The organism is Rhodobacteraceae bacterium M382, from assembly GCA_025141015.1.
GTDB lineage: Bacteria > Pseudomonadota > Alphaproteobacteria > Rhodobacterales > Rhodobacteraceae > Aliisedimentitalea > Aliisedimentitalea scapharcae.
Window position 1 is genome coordinate 37,655 of record CP081101.1, and the last position, 19,120, is coordinate 56,774.

The window sequence follows — 19,120 nt, forward strand, 5'->3', positions numbered from 1 at the left end:
GACAAGGAGACAACCAATGCGTCTTGAGGTGAAAGACCTGCGCAAATCCTATGGCCCGGTTGCCGTGCTCAAAGGGGTGGATCTGACCGTAAAGGCCGGAGAGGTTTTGGCCTTTCTCGGGGCCAATGGTGCCGGGAAATCCACGCTGCTGAACTGTGTCAGCGGGGCGCAGGACGCGGATGCAGGCGATATCCTTGTCGACGGGGCATCGCTGCGGGGCGCGTCACCCAGACAGGTTCAAGACCAGGGAGTTGCGATCATCTATCAGCACTTCCAAGTCTTTGAAGGTCTGAGCGTCGCCGACAACATTTTTCTCGGTCACGAGATCAAGCGTGGCGGTCGGGTGGACCGCCGCGCCCAGAACGCCCAGGCGCGCGATCTGCTCGCGCGTTTGGGAGTTGACGATATCGACCCGCGCGACTACTTGGGCGCGCTGGGGGTCGGAGAACGCAAGGTGGTGGAAATTGCCCGCGCGCTGCGATTGAAACCGAAATTCTTGATCCTGGATGAACCGACCGCATCCTTGTCGGACAAAGAGGCCAAAGCCCTGCACGAGGTGATCCGCCAGGCGGTGGCAAATGACGGAATCGGGGTGATCTATGTCACCCACTTTCTCGATGAAATCCCCAAGATTGCCGATCAGGTCACGATTCTGCGCGATGGTCGCATTTTGTGGACCCGGCCTGTGGGCGAGGTGTCGATTGCCGACATGACGGATGCGATTTCACCGGATGCGCTGATGAGCGGGCTGGAGAGTATCCCCTTTGTCGCGGATGGCCCCGAAGCCCTGCGGCTGAGTCAGCTAAAGACAGGATTTGTTGGCCCCATCAACGTGGGGCTGCACCGGGGCGAGGTGCTGGGTATCTATGGGTTGATGGGTGCGGGGCGCACCGAATTTCTGGAATGTCTGTCGGGTGCCGCGCCGCTGTCGGGGGGGGAGATGATATTGAATGGCGAAAAACGCGCCTTTTCTTCGCCACGCGATGCGCTGACCAACGGGGTTGCACTGGTGGCGAGCGATCGCAAGGAGCAAAGCCTGTTTGCCAGTTTTTCGGCAGTTGAAAACCTGATGGTGCCACATATGGGCCGATCGCCGATGCCACGGCTGCTGCGCAGCTTTCAGCAGGAAGGACGTGGTTTTGAACGGGCGGCCCGGCGTTTGAACATCCAACCACCGAACCCCCGTTTGCAGGGGCAGCGGTTCAGCGGCGGCAACGCCCAGAAGATCATGGTTTCTCGCTGGTTGCTTGAAGGGTCGGGGGTGCAATTGCTGTTGCTGGATGAACCAACTCAAGGCGTCGATATCGGCGCACGCCACGAATTGTACGAGGCCCTGGCCGACGTTAAACGCAAGGGCACGACGATCATTGTGGCCAGCTCGGATGCAACCGAAATCTGTCTGCTAGCGGACAAGGTGATGGTGCTGGGCCGCGGTCAACAAGTGGCCCTGATCGACAATCCCCACGACGAAGAACAGCTGATTGAACTGGCACACAAAGCCGAACACAGCGCCGAACAGATGGAATTGACCTGATGACCGATACAGGAATGACGCGGGGCGCGGCTGCAGCACCCGAAACCCCCAAGAACCGTGATTGGTTTGAATTGTCGGTGGCGGCGGCGCTGCCGGTTGCGATCGCGGCTCTGGCCGTGTTTTTTTATCTGAATGCGCCGGTGTTCATGACCGCCAACAATTGGATTTCGATTTCGGTGCAGGTGTCTGCATTGATGACGATTTCAATCCCCTTTGCAATGCTGTTGATGGCGGGCAAGATTGATTTGTCTGTGGGTTCGACCCTGGCGTTATGTGGTGTCGTCGCCGGTCTCAGCTTTGAGCCGCTTGGTATCCCTGGCGCTGTTTTGCTGACATTGGCGGTCGGGACCGGAGTCGGATTGATCAATGGTTTGCTGGTCGCGTCGTTGGGGATGTCGCCGATCATTGTCACGCTCGGAACGCTGACTCTGATCCGGGGTTTGGCGCAATGGCTGGCCCCCAATCCGATCTTTGGCTTTCCTGAGGAATTTTTGGTCATTGGTTATGAGCGGGTGCTGGGGTTGCCAATCCTGACGTGGATCATGATGGCAGTGATTGCGCTGGGGGCGGCTGTAATGGCCTTGTTGCCCATCGGACCCCAGATTGTGGCCCTGGGTGTAAACCAGCGGGCCGCCTTTTTGGTGGGGTTGCGGGTCAAGGCCATTGGTATCGCTCTCTATGCCGGAACCGGATTTTTTGTGGCGGTCGCCGCTTTGATGAGCATTTCGCGGATCAATTCGGCACCGGCGGGCACCCTGGGGGTCGGGGTTGAACTCAGTGTGTTGACGGCCGTGTTGTTGGGTGGAATCCCGTTTGCCGGTGGCAAGGGATCTGTGATCCGCGTCGTGTTGGGGGTGTGGTTGTTGGGCATGTTGGCAAACGGGCTGATTCTGATGAACGTTCCAACAGAGTTGAGTTTGATGACAACTGGTCTTGTTCTGGTTGTGGCCGCTGCTTTGGACGTGTTGCGTTCACGACGAAGCTGAACCCAGACTATCCCCATTGGCCCCTTCCTTGTGGAGGGGTCTCGCCTTTGGAGGAAGAGGTTCGCCCGTGAAACGTTTGCCACCTTTGACCAGCTTGCAGGCTTTTGAGGCCGTGTCGCGGCACCTGAGCATCAAGCTGGCTGCCGAAGAATTGCTGCTGACCCCCACTGCGATCAGTCACCGTTTGAAAACCCTGGAAACACAGTTGGACGTACAGCTGTTTCACCGATTGACCCGGTCGCTGAAACTGACCGCCGAAGGCGAGATGCTGACCCCGTTTGTCAGCAACGCCTTTCGACAGCTGAACCAGGGGGTGGCCCAGCTGAGTATGGATGAGATCGAAGGCGAGCTGGTGGTGACAACAACCCGCTCGTTTGCCTGGAGCTGGCTAAGTCCCCGTTTGCCGAAGTTCAGTCGGTTGTATCCTGAGCTGGATGTCAAGGTTATCGCATCTGATAGCGTTCTGGATTTCGCGCGCTTTTCGGTCGATATCTCGATCCGATATACGGATGCACCGGACCCCGACGCTCATGCGGCATGGGTGCTGGATGACTATGTCACTCCGATTTGTTCTCGCAAGATGCAAAGCAAGATTAAAACACCCGCGGATTTGTTGTGCCGCGACCTGGTGGAATATGAATGGCTGGGATTTGGCGACGGCGATCCCAGTTGGAAAACCTGGTTCGCCTCTGTCGGGGTTGATGCAAGCAACGTCAAACCGATCGCAAATTTTAGCGATGAAATCATGTGCATCGAAGCAGCTATGGACAACCGGGCCGCCGCATTGGTCAGTGTGATTGCAGCGTCCCGTGAAATCGAACGCGGGCGCATTGCGGCTCCGATTCCAAAGGCGCTGAAGGATCGTAGTTATTATCTGGTATGCCCGGCCGAACGGGCCCAATCCGCCAAGGTTAGAGCCTTTCAGGATTGGCTTCTCGGCGAAGCGGATGCGTTTCGTGACAGCCCATACGGGCTGCAATTCATGCCACAGAATTGATCAATGATTCGCGTTTCGAGATCTTGTGCAATCTCCGGATGAACAGCGCCAAATGCGTTTCGGCCCAGGGGGAAATTTGGCGAACTCAAAGGCTGAGAAAAACTTGGACATGGCTGAATTCTGCTCGATTGTTGGAAATGCGCCTGGCCCGAATACTTCCCTTCATCCACGTAAGGGAGGAGCCAAAAATGGCAAAAACGACTTTCACACGGCGTGCGCTGCTGAGGACCAGCGCATTGGCCGCAGGCGCATTGGCGATGCCATCCATCACCCGTGCCCAATCAGTTACCGAGATGACAATGCTGGCCTGGTATGGTCAGGCAGAACCGGATGCGGTCGCCGAATTCGAAGAATTGCACAATGTCAAAATCACGCCAAAATATTATGTGGGTGGCGAACAGATGCTTGCATTGTTGGCGCAATCGCCGGCGGGCACCTATGACCTGATCCACGCCGATGCAGAATATGTGCAACAGCTGGTGCGGGCCAACTTTGTCGAAAAGCTGGATGCCGAAGACTTTCCTTTCGACGACTTTTTCCCCGAATTTCATCATTTCCCCGGTCACTGGCACAATGATGACCTTTATGCGGTGATCAGCCGCTTTGGCTTTTTGGGGATCTCGCACAACCTGGACGCGGTGTCTGTCAAAGAGGCGATGTCATATGACATGCTGTGGGACGCCAAGAACAAAGACAAGGTTGGCCATTTCGACTGGCATCTGCCCAATCTGGGTGTGTTGAGCCTGCGCGACGGCAATGGCGAACCCTATGACATAGGCAGCGACGCCTGGGCAAAACTACAGGACACCACTTTGAGCCTGAAGCCGCAGGTGAGGGGGTTCTATGACTACGGCGGGGTTCTGTCTTCGCTAAAGTCAGGCGAAGTCACGGTTATGCCTGGTATCGGTGAATGGATCACCGGGGTGTTGCGTCGTGACGGTGCCAATGTGACCACCACCATTCCGGAACAGGGCGGCATTCAGTTCACTGAAAGCTTCTCGATCGGGCGCGGGTCGCGCAAGGCAGAGTTGGCCCGCAAGTTTATCCAGCATGTTTCCAGCCCAGAGGGCCAATACAATCTGGCAAACCTGAACGTGTTCCCGGCGATTATACCATCGAAATCCGGCTGGGACCGCATGATTGCGGAAAAGCCGGATGATGCGCGCCACCTGGGCATGTTCCAGGGTGACGGAAACGCAATCGACCTGATCCGCAAGGGCCGTATCCACATTCGCCAGCTGCCGCTGCAACAGGATCTGGCCGACTGGAACGATTTCTGGTCCGCCTACAAGAGCGCCTGACCTCTCCTGAACTCCCACAGTCGCTCTGTGGCCCGCTGCCCGATCTGATCCGGGCGGCGGGCACTTAACCCGGCATCACAGACCACACGGATCTCCAATGACCTCTTTCGTTCACTCACATCGCCTGTCGCGCATGGCCTATCGGGCCTTATGGAGCTTACCTTTGCCGATCTGGTTGGTCGGGTTCTTTTTGGGGCCGATGATCCTGTTGGTCTGGCTCAGCTTCTGGGATGTCCGCAATTTCCTGATGACCCCGGATTTTCAACTGGCGAACTGGCAAAAAATCCTGTCCGCCAACTACTTCTGGGCCGCCTATATGCGGACCTTTATCATTGCGATGTCCGCGTCCGCATTGGCCACCCTGGTTGCGTTGCCCTGTGCGCTGGCCATCAGCTTCTTCCTGAGCCACCGGGCCAGGTTGATCATATTGGGGCTGTTCGTTGTGCCGTTTTTCACCAGCTATCTGGTGCGGATCTATTCCTGGCAGATCTACCTGACCGAAAACGGCATTGTCATGAAGACATTGGCGGCCATCGGGATGGAAACTGGAAGCCTGTTGAATACGCCTCTGGCTCTGATGGTCGGGCTGGTGACGCTGACATTGCCATTGGTCATCGTGATCCAGTCGATTTCGATGTTGTCATTGGATCGCACGTTGATTGATGCGGCCTATAATCTGGGCTGTGGTCCACGGCGGGTGCTGTTTGCCACCGTGTTGCCTGCGACCCGCCCGGGAATCGTGCTGGGAGCCCTGTTCGCCTTTATTTTCAGCTTTGGGGATTTTGTGACCGCGACCTATCTGGGCGGCGGCAAATTCACCACTCTGTCCATCCTGATCGCCGACACCGTCAAATCCGGCCAACAATGGCCTCGTGCTGCTGTGGTGGCACTCATGATGATCGCCACATTGCTGGTTACTGCGCTTGCATCGATCACCTATGCGTACCGGAGGGCCTGATCCATGCGCGTTTCCCAAACCACTCGCCGACTGACAATTGCATTTGTAGGTCTTGCGCTGATCTTTCTCTATGCGCCGATCCTGACGAATTTTGTGTTCTCGCTGAATTCGGACCGGTTCCCGACCATTCCTTTGGGGGATTTCACCCTGGACTGGTACCGATTGATCCTGGCCGATGCGCTGGTCATCGACGCGTTCAAAAACACGATCAAGGTCGCACTGATCGTGGCCCCGATTGCCACGGCCATGGGGTTCGCAGCTGCCTATGCTGACTATCGGTTCGACTTTATCGGCAAAAAGCTGGTTCTGATCTTTGCTCTGATGCCTCCGCTGATACCGTTGGTGGTGATCGGGTTGTCGATGCTGGCTTATCTGTCCCGCATTGGCCTGTCAGGCACGCTTCCGGCGGTGATTGTCAGCCATATCGTTCTGACATCCCCCTTTGCCATGGCTATCATCCGGTTGCGATTTTCTCAGATCGACGGTGATTTGGAATTTGCTGCGCAAAATCTGGGCGCTTCCAATTGGCGCGCATTTCGCGAAGTGATCATCCCAGCAACCAAAACATCCATTCTGGCCGCCCTTTTGCTGTGCATGGCTGTCAGCTTTGATGAATACGCAGTGACTTGGTTTGTTGGCGGGTTGGAAGAAACCAGCAGCGTACGCATCCTCAGCTTTTTGCAATCGGCCGTTAGTCCGCGGATCAACGCCATCGGTTCGATCACCTTTGTTACTTCCATCTCTCTGATCCTGGGCGCGCAGTTTCTGGTGCTGCGTCGCCTGACCAAGGAGGCGTCATGAACTTTCAAACCAACAGCGCATTTGCGCCCGAACTGCAGGAGCGCCCGATGAGCGACGCCCATATTTCCTTGCGAAGCATCCGTAAAACCTATGGCTCGGCTGTCGCGGTCGACGATCTGAACCTGGACATCGAAGAGGGTAAATTCATTGCCATCATGGGGCCGTCCGGATGCGGGAAGTCCACCATGTTGCGGATGTTGGCCGGGCTGGAGGACGTGACCAGCGGCGACATTCTGCGTGAAGGTGCGCGGATCAACGAGTTGCCGATCTGGGAACGCGAAATGCCGATGGTCTGGCAGTCGCTGGCGCTGTTTCCGTTCCTGTCAGTGCGCGAGAATGTAGAATTTGGCCTGCGCATGAATGGCATCAAGGCATCGGAACGCCAACGTCGATCGCTGGAGTGGTTGGAAAAACTGGGTTTAGGCGACTTTGCCAATCGGTCGATCAATCAGCTGTCCGGAGGGCAGCGTCAGCGCGTTGCCTTGGCGCGGTGCCTGGTCACGGAACCGTCGGTCCTGTTGTTGGACGAACCTTTGTCAGCACTGGATGCGCATCTGTCGGTTCAGATGCAAGGAGAGTTGAAGCGTCTGCAACGCGAATTGGGCATCACATTTGTCTATGTCACACACAGCCACTCCGAAGCATTTTCCATGGCCGACACCGTGGTGATCATGAACCAGGGGCGCATCGAACAGGCCGGCAGCCCCGAAGATATCTATTTGCGCCCGGCAACCCCGTTCGTGGCCGAATTTCTGGGAGGTTCGTCAATCTTTGAGTGCACTGCTCGCGCCCGTAAAACCGGTGACTTTGTGTTGGAGAGCATTGATGGCGCATTCAAATGTGACGCGTCCGAGTTCCCCGACCTCGAAGAAGGGCAACACACCAGTCTGATTGTGCGTGCTGACCAGATTTCAGTCACGGCCGAAGGTGGATGGGCTGAAAATGAAGTTCGCTGCAAGGTCATCGGCGAGGAATTTGTAGGGGCCTTGGTCAACCTGCGGCTGGAGACAGCCGCAGGTACTGCGGTCAACGTGCAGCTGCAACAGCGCGACATGCAGGCGCTGGACATCGAAGTGGGCGCTGGCGTCACCGCCAGCTGGCACCCCGAAGACGGCCATCTGATCAACAACGCATAACAGGCAAAAGGAGCCAATCATGGCACAGAAAAAGATCCTTGTTTACGGAGACAGCAACACCTGGGGATGGATCGGGGTGCACGAGGCATTCCCTTCGTCGCGTTATGGCGACGATGAACGCTGGGCGGGCATTATGGCCACCGAATTGGGCGATGAATATGACGTCGCTGTGGATGGGCTCACCGTGCGCGCCACCAATCTGGACGATGCGATGGATTGGAATGCCATCACGGCGGACATGTTCAACGGTGCCAAAATGCTGCCTGCCGCGATTGCCCGGGAAATGCCTGTTGACCTGGTAATCATTGCGTTGGGCACCAATGATCTCAAGGCTGAAACCAGCCGGTCAGCGGCAGAGGTCGCCGACGCCATCATTGATGTGGCGAAGGTCGCGCAGGGATGTGCAGGTGGGGTTGCGTATACCTATGACGCGCCCAAGGTGCTTGTCGTTTCTCCAGCGCCGCTCAATGACATGCCACACCCTGATTTCGCAGCCATGTTCGAAGGCGGAAAAGTCAAATCCGAGGCCGTGGGCGCGGCGCTGAAATCGGCTGCGGACAAGGCCGGAATTGCAAGTTTCGATGCAGGTGCAGTTGTCGGCAACGTGCGCGGAATCGACGGGTTGCACCTGAGCAAGACCCAACACGCAGATCTTGGCCGGGCGATTGCCCGGATCGTGCGCGATCTGTGAACCGAATTCACCACCACTTAACCCATCCATCATGTAAACGGAGGAGAACCTCATGATGAAACTTGTTACCGGCCTGAAGTCTGCAGCCCTTGCGACAACTCTGGCCATTGGAACTATGAACGCTGCAATTGCCGCAGATCTGAGCAAAGCCGGAACCATCGAATATGTGACCTTCAAGGCCAAGGACGGTGTATCGGTCGATGCGATGTCCGAAGCGGCCGCTGGGGGCACCGTGAATGCCAACCTGCACGCCAATTACGATGGATTTGTAGACCGTCATGTGGCGCTGCAGGCCGATGGCGTTTGGATTGAGGTTGTATATTGGGAAAGCGAAGAGGCAGGCCGCGCGGCGTTGGACAAGTTCGTCGCTGACCCGGTGAACAAGGATTTCCTGAATCTGGTGAATGTCGACTCCGTCACCATTGCCTATTCCGATATCCATTGATCTGACAGTCCGGGCCGCCCGTTCACAGGACGGCCCGGCGGTTTTCGACGTATCCATCTCTTTCATGTATATATTTCAACTTTGTTGGACCCGATTGTTCGTGTCATGAAAGGACAAGATGAAACGACGCTTGCCACCTCTGAATGCGATCCGCGCCTTTGAAGCCGCTGCCCGATTGGAAAGCATTTCCGAGGCGGCCGAAGAGCTGTCGGTGACGCCCACTGCCATCAGCCATCAGATCCGTCATCTGGAAAACCTGCTGGACATCAAGCTGTTCGAAAGATCGGGGCGCAATATCGTGCTGACTGATCAAGGTGGGCGCATGTTGCCCGACATCACCCGAGGGATGGACAGTCTTGCTGCAGCGTTCGAGGAAACCTATGGCAATATCGACACCAACACGGTGAATATCTCGACCACCCGGGAATTCGCGCGCTATTGGCTGCAACCGCGGCTGGGGGCCTTTTATGAAGCTTTTCCTGCGCTAACATTGAACATCTATGCATCCGAAACGGTGGCAGACATGTCCGGCAGCGAAATCGACGTGGCCGTAAGATATGGATTGAAACCGCCGGATGGATCCGATGAACTGGGGCTGTATCAGGAATATTATGTGGCGGCTGTGTGCCGCAGCCTGTTGCCTCCTGATCGTGCCCCCCGGATCGAGGCGTTAACTGCCAAACGGCTGATTGATGTCCGATGGGAGAACTCGGCCTTGATCGCGCCATCCTGGAAGATCTGGTTTGGTGAAGCAGGGCAGACCAATTTCGACAGTTTCCGCCGGATGAGTTTTGACGCTTACAATCTGGCGTTTGATGCCTTGAAACGTGGCCACGGGGCAGCGTTGTTGAGCCGGACGATTGTCAAATCATCCGAATTTGACGCGGATCTGGTCCAGCTCGAAGGGCCGCAGCTGCCTGGGTACTTCTATCGCGTCATCCGGTCGCCTGCGGCGATGCGCAAGCGTGCGGTGCGCCAGTTTGTCGATTGGTTGGTGGAAACTGTGACCGACTAGGATCGGTGCCTCTTGAGCTCACTCGAATTTGATCAGCACGGGCATGGTTACCAAAAGGTGCCTTCTTCGAAGGTTCAGCGGGCTCGGTTAATCTAGGACTCGATATGTTGCGGGGTATTTCCCTTATGGTACGACGCCTGTTTCTGATTCTGACGATCCTTTTCCAGCCTGTAATCGGATGGGCAGATCAGCGCGTATTGGTGCTGGGTGATAGCAATACCTGGGGATCAAATGCATCCGGACCCCGACACGGCGACGTCGTGCGATGGGGCAGGGTGGTGGATGCGGCTCTCCCCACTGTGGTGGTGATCGAGGAGGGCCGCATCGGTCGCCGGAGCGATCTGAATTTCGAATACCCTGTGAACCCCAAAACCGACCCGCTTCCGGAGTTGGTTCGCCGACATCTACCATTGGATCTGGTGGTGGTCATGTTGGGGACCAATGATCTGCAATCGGGGCTGAACCGGACACCTCAACAGGTGGCGGCTTCTGCTGTATCTCTGGGTCAACTGATCCAGGAAGCGCAAATCAATGTTCTGCTGGTGGTCCCGCCTCCCCTGCACCACCCAGAAGACGGGGCGCTGGGTCATTTGTTCAATACACGCTCGGCGGTTCTGTCCCGACAATTGGCACCGGCCTACAGGGCGGCTGCCCAACGGGCGAACCTGTCGGTTTTTGACGCCGGGCAGGTGTCGGTGGCGGATGGGCGGGACGGCGTGCACCTGACCGCAGGAACCCACCGTCGCCTGGGCGTTGCCATCGCTCATCGGGTCGAGACGTTGCTGGCCCAAGGGAAATAATCTGAACCTCAACCCCCAACCGCTTTTGCCGAAAAACTGGAGAAACCATGAACAAACGAAGCTTTCTCGCGATCACATTGACCGCGTTGACCATGAACACGTCTGCGGTCTTTGCTGCGAATTCACCGGTCACATTTCATTTCTATGGGGCACAGGATTGCCCGCCCTGTATGGCTTTCAAGCGCGATCACCTGGCTGATGTGCAGGCTGAGGGGCGGGCGTTGGGGTTTGCTGTCGAAGACAACGTCATCGCCCGCACCCGCGACGTTCCCGATGTCGGTGTCTATGGTGAACGTGATCCAATCCTGCGGATCGCTGCGCAACAACTGGAGCTGACCTATCCGCCGATTTTCTTTGTGTCACGCGATGGCCAGGTGATGTCTGTGCATGGGCCCCGTTGGCAGGACGCACTCAAAGCCGCTCAATCGCTTAGCCAGAAGTGAGCGGACATGAAAAGGCCGCCCCAATTAACATGGGGCGGCAAAACTCGTAAAACGCATTGAACAGGTGTTATTCGCTGTGGAACAACGCGTCACCTTTGCCGTCCTGATAGATGAACAGTACACAGTCCTCGGTGCTGACACAGGCATCTCCGTGAAAGGCATTGCCAGGCTGAACCACGCGCGAACCAACCGGCAGGACCTTGGATTCCCCGGCAAAGCTGTGCTTCCACTCGCCCTGAATGGTGATGCCTTCATAGGCATAAGTGTGGGCGTGTTCGGGCACTTCAAAGCCGCCGGGCATCTTCAGATACATGGCATAAGGCCCAGTATCGCGGCTGCCCCACAGGATCGAAACTTCCATCGGGGTGCCTTCGATCGGGGCCCATTTGATATCGTCGAATTTGGTCATCAGACCGGTATCCGCCAATGCGGACGTTGCGCCGACAACGACGAGGGATGCCGCGACGAACAGGTTCTTGAGTGTCATAGTCTGAACTCCTTTTCAGATGTTGGAAAGGAAGCGAACGATCAGCGCCGCTGCCATTTCGATGGTGATGGCAGCAAACCTAACCAGTGGGAGAAATTGGAAAATATGCAGCGCTGCATCCTCTCGTTTCACGAACGCCTATGCCCCTGAGCAGCGAAGATTTATTGGTTATTCTTGCCCTGTGCCGGGAACAGACTCTGGACAGGGCAGCCGCCTGGTTGGGGCGGGATAGTTCTTCGGTGTTTCGAGCTATCAAACGCATTGAAACCCGGTTGGGAACCCCGTTGTTTTCGCGCTCCAAATCGGGGTTTGAACCCTTGGGTTTGACCCGCGAACTGGCCGAAAAAGGCCGAGAGATCAGCGAAACCCTGCGACATGCGGACAATATTGCGTCTCAGTTGGATTTGGCCCGATTTGAGAAGCTGAGAGTAACCACGACGGATGTGATATTGTCCTGTTACATTTTGCCAAACATTGACCAGTTTCGTGCAAAATATCCGGGTACACACATCGAATTCAATACATCCAATCAGTTTGCCAAGATGTGGGAACGAGGGTTTGACGTCGCTGTGCGTCCGTCGTCCAACCCGCCAGGTGATTTAATTGGCCACTTTTTACGCCCGTTGGATTACAAACTTGTCCATGGGTCGAATTATCAGCCCAAGGTGAAATTGTCGGGCCGTGCGATCCAGGGTGGAGATTGGTTGATTCCGGGAGGGACGCTGACAAACCACCCGGTGCGCAAATGGTTTTCGCAACAGGTTTCCAACCCAGATACCGTGACGCAATTCGACTCCATGAACCTTTTGGTACAGGCCGCAAAATCGGGTTTGGGACTGGCCGCGCTCCCTGGATTGGCCCGTATCACCGATGGGCTGGTTACCCTGTCAGACGTAGAGGTTCCCGAGGTGTCAGAACTGTGGTGTCTGTATCATTCATCAAACCGAGAGAACCCATTGGTTCAGGCCTTTGTCAGGTTTGCAAAACACTGTTTGGATGGCTGATCCGTGCCAGAGACTGGCGGTGCTTTGCAAATCTAAAACAAGAATATGCGATCGGCTAGCTCCAACGGGTCGGTCAGAGTCAGCCCGACAAGAAGGAGACTTCCATTCCCGTCAAAGGTAATTTCCAAACCTCGTGACGTCAGTTCGGCATTTTGTGCGATGTCATTCACAGATTGATCACCTGCGAGCGCCGTGGTGAACCGCAGTCGGTCCAGATCTATTTCAAAATCTGCAATCACGTCATCGCCCATCAGGACGTCGAAATCAAAGGTATCTCTGCCTGAACCACCGGCGAGACTGTCATTTCCAGTCAGGCCGATCAGAACGTCATTGCCTTCCAGGCCATCCAGAGTGTCGTTGCCCCCGTCGCCAATCAGCGTATCATTGCCTCGCAGGCCTGAAAGATGATCGTGCCCCGAATAGCCGCGCAACCGATTGTCTGCATCGTTGCCGATGACACGATCTGCGTGGTCCGTGGCAAAGAGGTTTTCAATATTGATCAGCGTATCTGTACCGCTGTACCCATCATTGGAGACGGTACCCAAGAACAGGTTTGCAGTGATACCAGATGTTGTCAGAGCGGGGTCGCCAACCTCTGTGAAAAAGATATCGCCGCGATAATGCACGGCGTCGATTCCGGCACCGCCGTTGATCGTATCATCGCCAGCCAACCCCCAGAATGAATTGTCCCCGGCGCTGCCGACCAGGTAATCGTCGCTCGATGTGGCCCTGACATCGTCAATGTTCACCAGTGTATCGGTATCGCCGTATCGGTCGGTTGCATAGCCGTTTGACGTCACCGCAAAGCCATAGGAATCTTCCAGCGCCGCCTTGCTATGGCCTGATGTTGCTCCGCCATCATCAAGATATACCACGACCCCTCTCGTTCCTTTTTCGTACTCATAAACGACCGTGTCATCGGTACCGCTTCCGCCATGAATTGTGTCGGCACCCTTGTTGCCGTGAAGCCATTCCAGATAATTGTGATTGGGATTTCCACCGATTATGACGTCTGGAAACTGGCTGCCCTCCACTTCGAGGAAATGTGGGCTTTTGGTAAAATCCAAACTCCCGCCTGCCCAGGTCGCGCCATAGGCGACACTCAGATCAGATCCCGTGGTTCCGCCGAGATTGACAGTCACTCCGTCATGCAACGCTTCAAAAACGAGATGGTGGTGAAATCGAGATCCTGCGCTGCCTTGGCCAGTGATCGTGATATGTCCGGTTGTTTCAATGGCGTTGTTGGCAAACCCAAAAACAAGCACGTCGCGGGTGTTTGTTTGACTGGTTCCCACATTAACAATGGTTCCGTCCAGATCGCCGCGCAAATGAATCCGGCTATGACCATCACCGGCATCGATATAATTTGCACCGCCGTAGGTATAAAAGGTTTCCAGCTTGTCGGTGTCAGAACCGATCAGGATATCATTTTGGCGTGTGCCATGTAGCGTCTCGATGCCTTCGAGATGCTCGCCTTCAGTTCCGTATGTATCGCTCGCAGTTTGGGCGGCTAACAGAACCCCATCGACGTCTTTGACAGAAGCGCTCAGGTTGACTGTTACGCCATGCGGCCCCGTTTCTTGTTGGTAATTGACAACATCAATGCCGGGTCCGCCAATGAATGAATCCACCCCGGGGCCGCCTACCATAACGTTGTTTGGCGCGGGCAGGGTGATTGTTTCACCGTTGAGCAAAAGGTTGATCGCTTTTTGGTTCTGGCCATCAACCAAGGCCCACAGGATTTGGCCCGTGGGGCGATACGTCACAAAGGCTTCGGCAATCCCATCTTTACCCGCTCCGGGTGTTTCGACGAATTGGAGCTGGAACTGGTCTGCGGTTGCAGTGCCGCCAAAGTGTAATACGTCCCGGTCGGCGGCTGAATAATCCTGAATCCAGTCCGACCCGTGCCCCGCAGTTCCCAGATGGAAAAACCGATCCGCGCCCCAACCGCCATTCAACCGATCATGCCCAAACCCGCCATTGATGAAATCCGCGCCTGAGTTGCCAAAGATCACATCGCTGAGCGCCGAGCCGGTCAGCACATCATGCCCTTCGCCGCCGATCAGCGTGTCCGACCCGAACCCGCCCAGCAGCGTGTCATTGCCAACACCGCCACGCAACAGGTCATTGCCATAGCCGCCATCAGCAAAATCATTGCCATATCCGGCCAGAATGCGGTCAGCCAGATCCGTCTCAGAAGAACCCTCTGACAAACCGCCATAGATAACGTCATGCCCTTCGCCGCCGATCAGCGTATCCAGACCCGGCCCACCGATCAGCGTATCGGCCCCTGCATCCCCCGAGAGCCGGTCGTCATGGGTGCTGCCGATTAGGAGATCGTCGCCATCCAGCCCTTCTAAACGGCTGCCGGTGGTGGCAGTCGTGTCATCCAGAACATCGTCTTCGGCGGTGCCGAACAGGGAGAATTTGGCTGCGCTGATGACCCAATTTTGCGTGGTCAGCCGTGTGTCGGCCATTTGCCGTTCCGAATTGAAGAGACCTTCTGCCCTAAGCCAACTGCCGGTTGGAAGGCGAACCCCATAAGGATCAAGCATTGCCCAACCCGCCAACGGGGCCTCAAAACTCATTGGATTTGGCAATCCGGGATACGCAGCAATCATTTTCTTCTCAGGGATAACTGAACCAATGTCCCAGATCGATGTCGTGTCGGGGAAAACATCAACTTCGAAAAAATGGTTCTTCTCGATATAAAAGTTCGAAAACAAATCCGTGCCACGCGCTGGCATCCTGTTCACCTCAATCACCTGCTGATACGTCGATTAAACATGTCAAAACGGGAAAGCGCACCCACCCGGCGGAACGTGCAAGATGCGCGATCAAACAAAGGCCCTTTATATGACAGAGACGCCAGGCCCGGGTTGCTGATCAAGCCGCTGAGCGAGCTTGAGAACTCTCTGTGACTTGCGCTTGATAATACGGTTCTTTGCCAAAAGGGTCTGCAGGGCGAGTTTGCTTCCCAAGGTGTTGAACCCATATTCCATCTTTTCACTGGCGATGGTGAAAATTCTGCGCCTGTCCGTCCCATAGACCAAGCCGACCAGCCTGAGAATTTCTTCCGACTTCCACTGGATGATGAGGTCCTTGGCAGAAAGGGCACCTATATCGAGCTTGCCCGCGATCAGATGAAAGTTTGCTCTGATCTTTGAGCGGATCTCTGGCGTGAACAGGTCGTGTTCGCCGAGATTCAGGATCTCGTATATCAGCGCCTGGTAATCTTTGGGGAGGACGTCACCCTGTTCGCTTCCCTCAAAGCGCCGTCGGATCATGTTCGCTGCATAAAGAAGGTGGGACCCGGCGGCATCCGGGTCGTTTTGCAGAAGGGCAAACCGCGCCTTGTCAATTCCATGGAGCGTGTCGCCAAAATTGTTGAGGTAACCCGATATGCTGACTTTGACTCCATTGTCGACCTTGGGAATCTCGTCGAGAGAAAAAACCTTGGATGATTTAGGGCCTAGTTGGGTATTGACGAATAGGATCTCCTGGACCCCCGCCTCGGCAGCCATTTCCTGAGCTCTGATCAACTGTTCCGGGCTGTTGTTGCAATCAAAGAGGATGTATTTCCAAATGGTTTTGATCTCGCGGCCTTCGTTTATGACGCCTTGGCAGAACGACTTCATGAAGGTGTAGGCCTTGTCAAAGTTGCCGCGGATCCGGTTTTCTTCAAAACTCGTCTGATCAATGCCATCAATCGCAAACATGACCTCATCTATCCCTGAATGAATTTGACTACGGTCGTATTTTCCATGGGCAACGGTACACATGGTGATGTTGGCCTGTGGAAAATAGGATTTGGCAAGCCCAGCCATCTTCCAGACATTCCGGTTCAGGAGCGGCTCTCCATGTCCTTGAAAGTCGATCGTTCGTATGGAAACACCATCGTTCTTGAAGTCCGAGAGGTATTTTTCAAAGATTTCCACTTCAAGATGCCAGGGCCGACCATGGTTCTTTTTTCGCGCGGCCAATGTCATGCAGCCAGGACATTCCAAAATGCAAGCGATCGAAGCTTCAACCTGGAAAATGTGAATCTCCTTTTTTTCCTCCCATTGCCGATTGAAACACGCCCCGCTGGCCAGCACCATACAATCGCGGCAATAGTCGGGAAATGGCATCTCCCCCTTTTGGAGTTTGCCTCTAAGACCTGAAAAGACCGGGCCAAAAACGACGTCTTTGGAATAATTGACGGTCGGGTCATAGGCTTTGAGGGTCAGCTTGCTACCTGCATCACACCAACATGCCAAAGATCCATTCGCGCGCAGAAAAACACTGTGATTAGAATGACAATCCAAAATGGACCCTCTTTTGTAATAAGAAAAAAATGGTTGGGTGAGAGGCCTCTCTCAGTCTCTGATGCTGCACATTATGGCCATTTTTGCGATTAGCCAAGGACCGTAAATGGGGTCAGGTCGCCCGGAAGTACAGCCCAAAGGCCCCCCCCCCCAATGAAGGACCCTGACAGCCTGGTAGGTGTCCGGCCGCGGTGTGATCATGGCCTGGGTCGTCCCCTGAATGAGGGGGTTCGCGGGGAATGCCAAACGCCCCAAGAGTGACGTTGCAGATCAGAGTTCCACAGTAGTTTTGTCAGAGAGAATGATCACACACCCAAAGGGCCGCGCCGAGTACCTGCGTAGTTTGCAAATCTCTGCGGTGCCGGCAGCGGTAAATCCATTGAGAATTAATGCCACAGTGTCGTTTGATGTCTTGCAGAGGTCGCACATCTCAAGGCGGACCATCAGGATTTGCCCCGAAACTCGGCATTCCCTCCCGGTCTTTCGCCTTGCGGTGAACGGCCATTGGCCCGCTTTGATCCGTCAAGGCGGGCCCACTCTCCTGTTGGTAAATGATTGGCCACTCCAGCCCCTAAGCTGCATCAACCCGCGTCAGACATTCGAACCGGGGTTCGCGTGGGTGGGCCAACATCTGCGACCCCGCACGTTTGAAGCGTGTTGCTCTTAGACGGGTTTCGACCGTTTCAAGAATACGACAGGCTGCATGATCATGTGTCGCGTCCAGGGCTTCGGACCATTTGTCAGTGCCGGGTGCAACAGTGTCAGCAAACAGCTTCATCAACGCGCGCACGGCAATATCCCATTGCAGATAGGTGGCTCCAATCTGTGCCTCGTCACCATCGTCGATACCCAAGCCATCTGTCGGCTTGGCGCGCCAGATCGTTTCCGGTACGCCGATCTCGCGTGCCATCCACGGCACTTCCCAGGATTTCATCAGGGATTGCACGGGCGCGAGATCACCCACGTCACCATTGATCGTCCAGAAACCCGCAGACAGTTCAGAGAAGTTGTCCGTGCTGGCAACCAGCCCTCTCAAGCTGTGTGCCTGATTGTACAGTGTGATCATCCGAAGTCGGGCGCGAATGTTGCCATGACGAATGCGAGCCGCGCGTGACTCTGCATTGGACAGCGACTGATCCACCGGCTGCAACGCCTGAACCATTGATCGGTATTGGTCAGTCAGATCAATTTGGGCGTGCTCGATACCCAGACTGCGACAGGCTTCGACGCCACGTTCGGTTTCGGCCGGGTTCTGCAGAATTGGCATTGTATAGCCGACCACACGCCACCCTGCCTCGCGAAACAGAGCCGCAGTCAGCGCACTGTCGACCCCGCCGGACATGCCGATGATCACCGTCGACAGCCCGCTCGCCTTGCCATAGTCGCGGACCTTGTCGATCAACACATTCAAATCCTGCCGGAGAACCAAAGGTTGGGCAAAAACGCCGCTTTCGATCTGACTCTGGAATGTCTGGGCGAACCAGTCAGACAAGGGGCCGGTTTGTTCCTGTCGGGACAGCATGAGGATTTCGGCTTCAAGAGCAGAATTTTGAAGGGGCGGTGCGTATGTCAAAGGCGTTATCCTGTCTGATAGCGGACGATCATCGCGTCTCGGCGTGTTCTGGTGCTTGGGTCTTCTATAGCCTGTTCGCGGCTGGTCTTGAAATGTGACAAAGGCCGGTTGGGGATGTTTTTGCTTGATACCGGCAGCCTGTCAAAGTTTCGAGTGGTGCCAGGCGTGATTTCTTCATTCGGATCTGGCCCCCCAGAACAGGCGAGGCGGGAAGAGGAGAGCATCAGGAACCTGACAATCCCAAGGGATACGAATTTGGAAAACGCGGATTTTTGAGTGGGACAAGTCCCCGCCACGTCCAAAACTCAGGAGCAGTACTGACGCGTGGGGGACCCACATGTTGTCCTGTTTCCTGCCCCGTGGTCCGGGCTGAAAAAAGCCGCCCATCTCGCCCGCGGGAGGAGGAAGGGGCAGGATGGGCGGCAGTACTCTGTGTTGACCGGTGGAACGCTATTGTTCCTGGTCACCAATAGATCTAGCCGCCATGCCGCAGTGCAGCAATGCAATTGCAGCATTTTTTCTGACTTAGATGGGTTTGGCCAAAAATTGAGCGCCCGAACCAGGTCACTGGTGACTTTATGATCACCAAGGCACGTACTTTGGCCCAGCTTCAGGAGCGAATTATCCCGGTTTTCGCAAAAT

17 protein-coding genes are annotated in these 19,120 nt (G+C 55.5%); 13 read left to right on the plus strand and 4 right to left on the minus strand.

The window, feature by feature from the left end; translation table 11 throughout:
• Nucleotides 1-16 precede the first annotated feature (16 nt).
• The 12 genes from K3727_22620 to K3727_22675 all read left to right on the plus strand — a co-directional run bounded on the left by K3727_22620 (nucleotide 17) and on the right by K3727_22675 (nucleotide 11,107).
• Nucleotides 17-1,534, plus strand: a complete 1,518-nt coding sequence (locus K3727_22620) for a sugar ABC transporter ATP-binding protein (GenBank protein ID UWQ93851.1) — start codon at nucleotides 17-19, stop codon at nucleotides 1,532-1,534.
• Nucleotides 1,534-2,520: an ABC transporter permease gene (locus K3727_22625; protein ID UWQ93852.1), complete on the plus strand. Its 987-nt coding sequence runs from the start codon at nucleotides 1,534-1,536 to the stop codon at nucleotides 2,518-2,520. The genes K3727_22620 and K3727_22625 overlap by 1 nt, the downstream gene beginning before the upstream one ends.
• Before the next feature lie 67 nt (nucleotides 2,521-2,587).
• Nucleotides 2,588-3,517, plus strand: coding sequence for a LysR family transcriptional regulator (locus K3727_22630; GenBank protein ID UWQ93853.1), 930 nt, complete (start codon nucleotides 2,588-2,590; stop codon nucleotides 3,515-3,517).
• Between the two features lie 188 nt (nucleotides 3,518-3,705).
• On the plus strand, nucleotides 3,706-4,818 hold the full coding sequence (locus K3727_22635; GenBank protein ID UWQ93854.1) for an extracellular solute-binding protein: 1,113 nt from the start codon (nucleotides 3,706-3,708) through the stop codon (nucleotides 4,816-4,818).
• A 97-nt stretch (nucleotides 4,819-4,915) separates the two neighbouring features.
• Nucleotides 4,916-5,776, plus strand: coding sequence for an ABC transporter permease (locus K3727_22640; GenBank protein ID UWQ93855.1), 861 nt, complete (start codon nucleotides 4,916-4,918; stop codon nucleotides 5,774-5,776).
• Between the two features lie 3 nt (nucleotides 5,777-5,779).
• Nucleotides 5,780-6,577 carry an ABC transporter permease gene (locus K3727_22645; protein ID UWQ93856.1) on the plus strand — a complete coding sequence of 266 codons (798 nt, stop codon included), beginning with the start codon at nucleotides 5,780-5,782 and terminating at the stop codon, nucleotides 6,575-6,577.
• Nucleotides 6,578-6,624: 47 nt separating this feature from the next.
• Nucleotides 6,625-7,713 carry an ABC transporter ATP-binding protein gene (locus K3727_22650; GenBank protein UWQ93942.1) on the plus strand — a complete coding sequence of 363 codons (1,089 nt, stop codon included), beginning with the start codon at nucleotides 6,625-6,627 and terminating at the stop codon, nucleotides 7,711-7,713.
• A 19-nt stretch (nucleotides 7,714-7,732) separates the two neighbouring features.
• On the plus strand, nucleotides 7,733-8,404 hold the full coding sequence (locus K3727_22655) for a hypothetical protein (GenBank protein UWQ93857.1): 672 nt from the start codon (nucleotides 7,733-7,735) through the stop codon (nucleotides 8,402-8,404).
• A 52-nt stretch (nucleotides 8,405-8,456) separates the two neighbouring features.
• Complete coding sequence (locus K3727_22660; protein UWQ93858.1) at nucleotides 8,457-8,849, plus strand: hypothetical protein; 393 nt, start codon at nucleotides 8,457-8,459, stop codon at nucleotides 8,847-8,849.
• Nucleotides 8,850-8,967: 118 nt separating this feature from the next.
• Nucleotides 8,968-9,864, plus strand: a complete 897-nt coding sequence (locus K3727_22665) for a LysR family transcriptional regulator (protein UWQ93859.1) — start codon at nucleotides 8,968-8,970, stop codon at nucleotides 9,862-9,864.
• 125 nt (nucleotides 9,865-9,989) lie between these two features.
• Nucleotides 9,990-10,664 carry a hypothetical protein gene (locus tag K3727_22670; GenBank protein ID UWQ93860.1) on the plus strand — a complete coding sequence of 225 codons (675 nt, stop codon included), beginning with the start codon at nucleotides 9,990-9,992 and terminating at the stop codon, nucleotides 10,662-10,664.
• Between the two features lie 47 nt (nucleotides 10,665-10,711).
• Nucleotides 10,712-11,107: a hypothetical protein gene (locus K3727_22675; protein ID UWQ93861.1), complete on the plus strand. Its 396-nt coding sequence runs from the start codon at nucleotides 10,712-10,714 to the stop codon at nucleotides 11,105-11,107.
• A gap of 67 nt (nucleotides 11,108-11,174) precedes the next feature.
• Here the strand turns inward: K3727_22675 and K3727_22680 are convergent, their stop codons facing one another.
• Nucleotides 11,175-11,594, minus strand: coding sequence for a DUF4437 domain-containing protein (locus K3727_22680; protein UWQ93862.1), 420 nt, complete (start codon nucleotides 11,592-11,594; stop codon nucleotides 11,175-11,177).
• 140 nt (nucleotides 11,595-11,734) lie between these two features.
• On the opposite strand from K3727_22680, the gene K3727_22685 reads away from it, so the two are divergent.
• On the plus strand, nucleotides 11,735-12,598 hold the full coding sequence (locus K3727_22685) for a LysR family transcriptional regulator (GenBank protein UWQ93863.1): 864 nt from the start codon (nucleotides 11,735-11,737) through the stop codon (nucleotides 12,596-12,598).
• 32 nt (nucleotides 12,599-12,630) lie between these two features.
• On the opposite strand, the gene K3727_22690 is transcribed toward K3727_22685, so the two are convergent.
• The 3 genes from K3727_22690 to nadE form a co-directional block, all read right to left on the minus strand.
• Nucleotides 12,631-15,354 carry a hypothetical protein gene (locus K3727_22690; GenBank protein ID UWQ93864.1) on the minus strand — a complete coding sequence of 908 codons (2,724 nt, stop codon included), beginning with the start codon at nucleotides 15,352-15,354 and terminating at the stop codon, nucleotides 12,631-12,633.
• Nucleotides 15,355-15,450: 96 nt separating this feature from the next.
• Entirely contained in the window at nucleotides 15,451-16,728 is a 1,278-nt protein-coding gene (locus tag K3727_22695; GenBank protein ID UWQ93865.1) for a 4Fe-4S cluster-binding domain-containing protein, read from the minus strand.
• 748 nt (nucleotides 16,729-17,476) lie between these two features.
• Nucleotides 17,477-18,397, minus strand: coding sequence for an NAD(+) synthase (gene nadE, locus K3727_22700; protein UWQ93866.1), 921 nt, complete (start codon nucleotides 18,395-18,397; stop codon nucleotides 17,477-17,479).
• Nucleotides 18,398-19,120 lie beyond the last annotated feature (723 nt).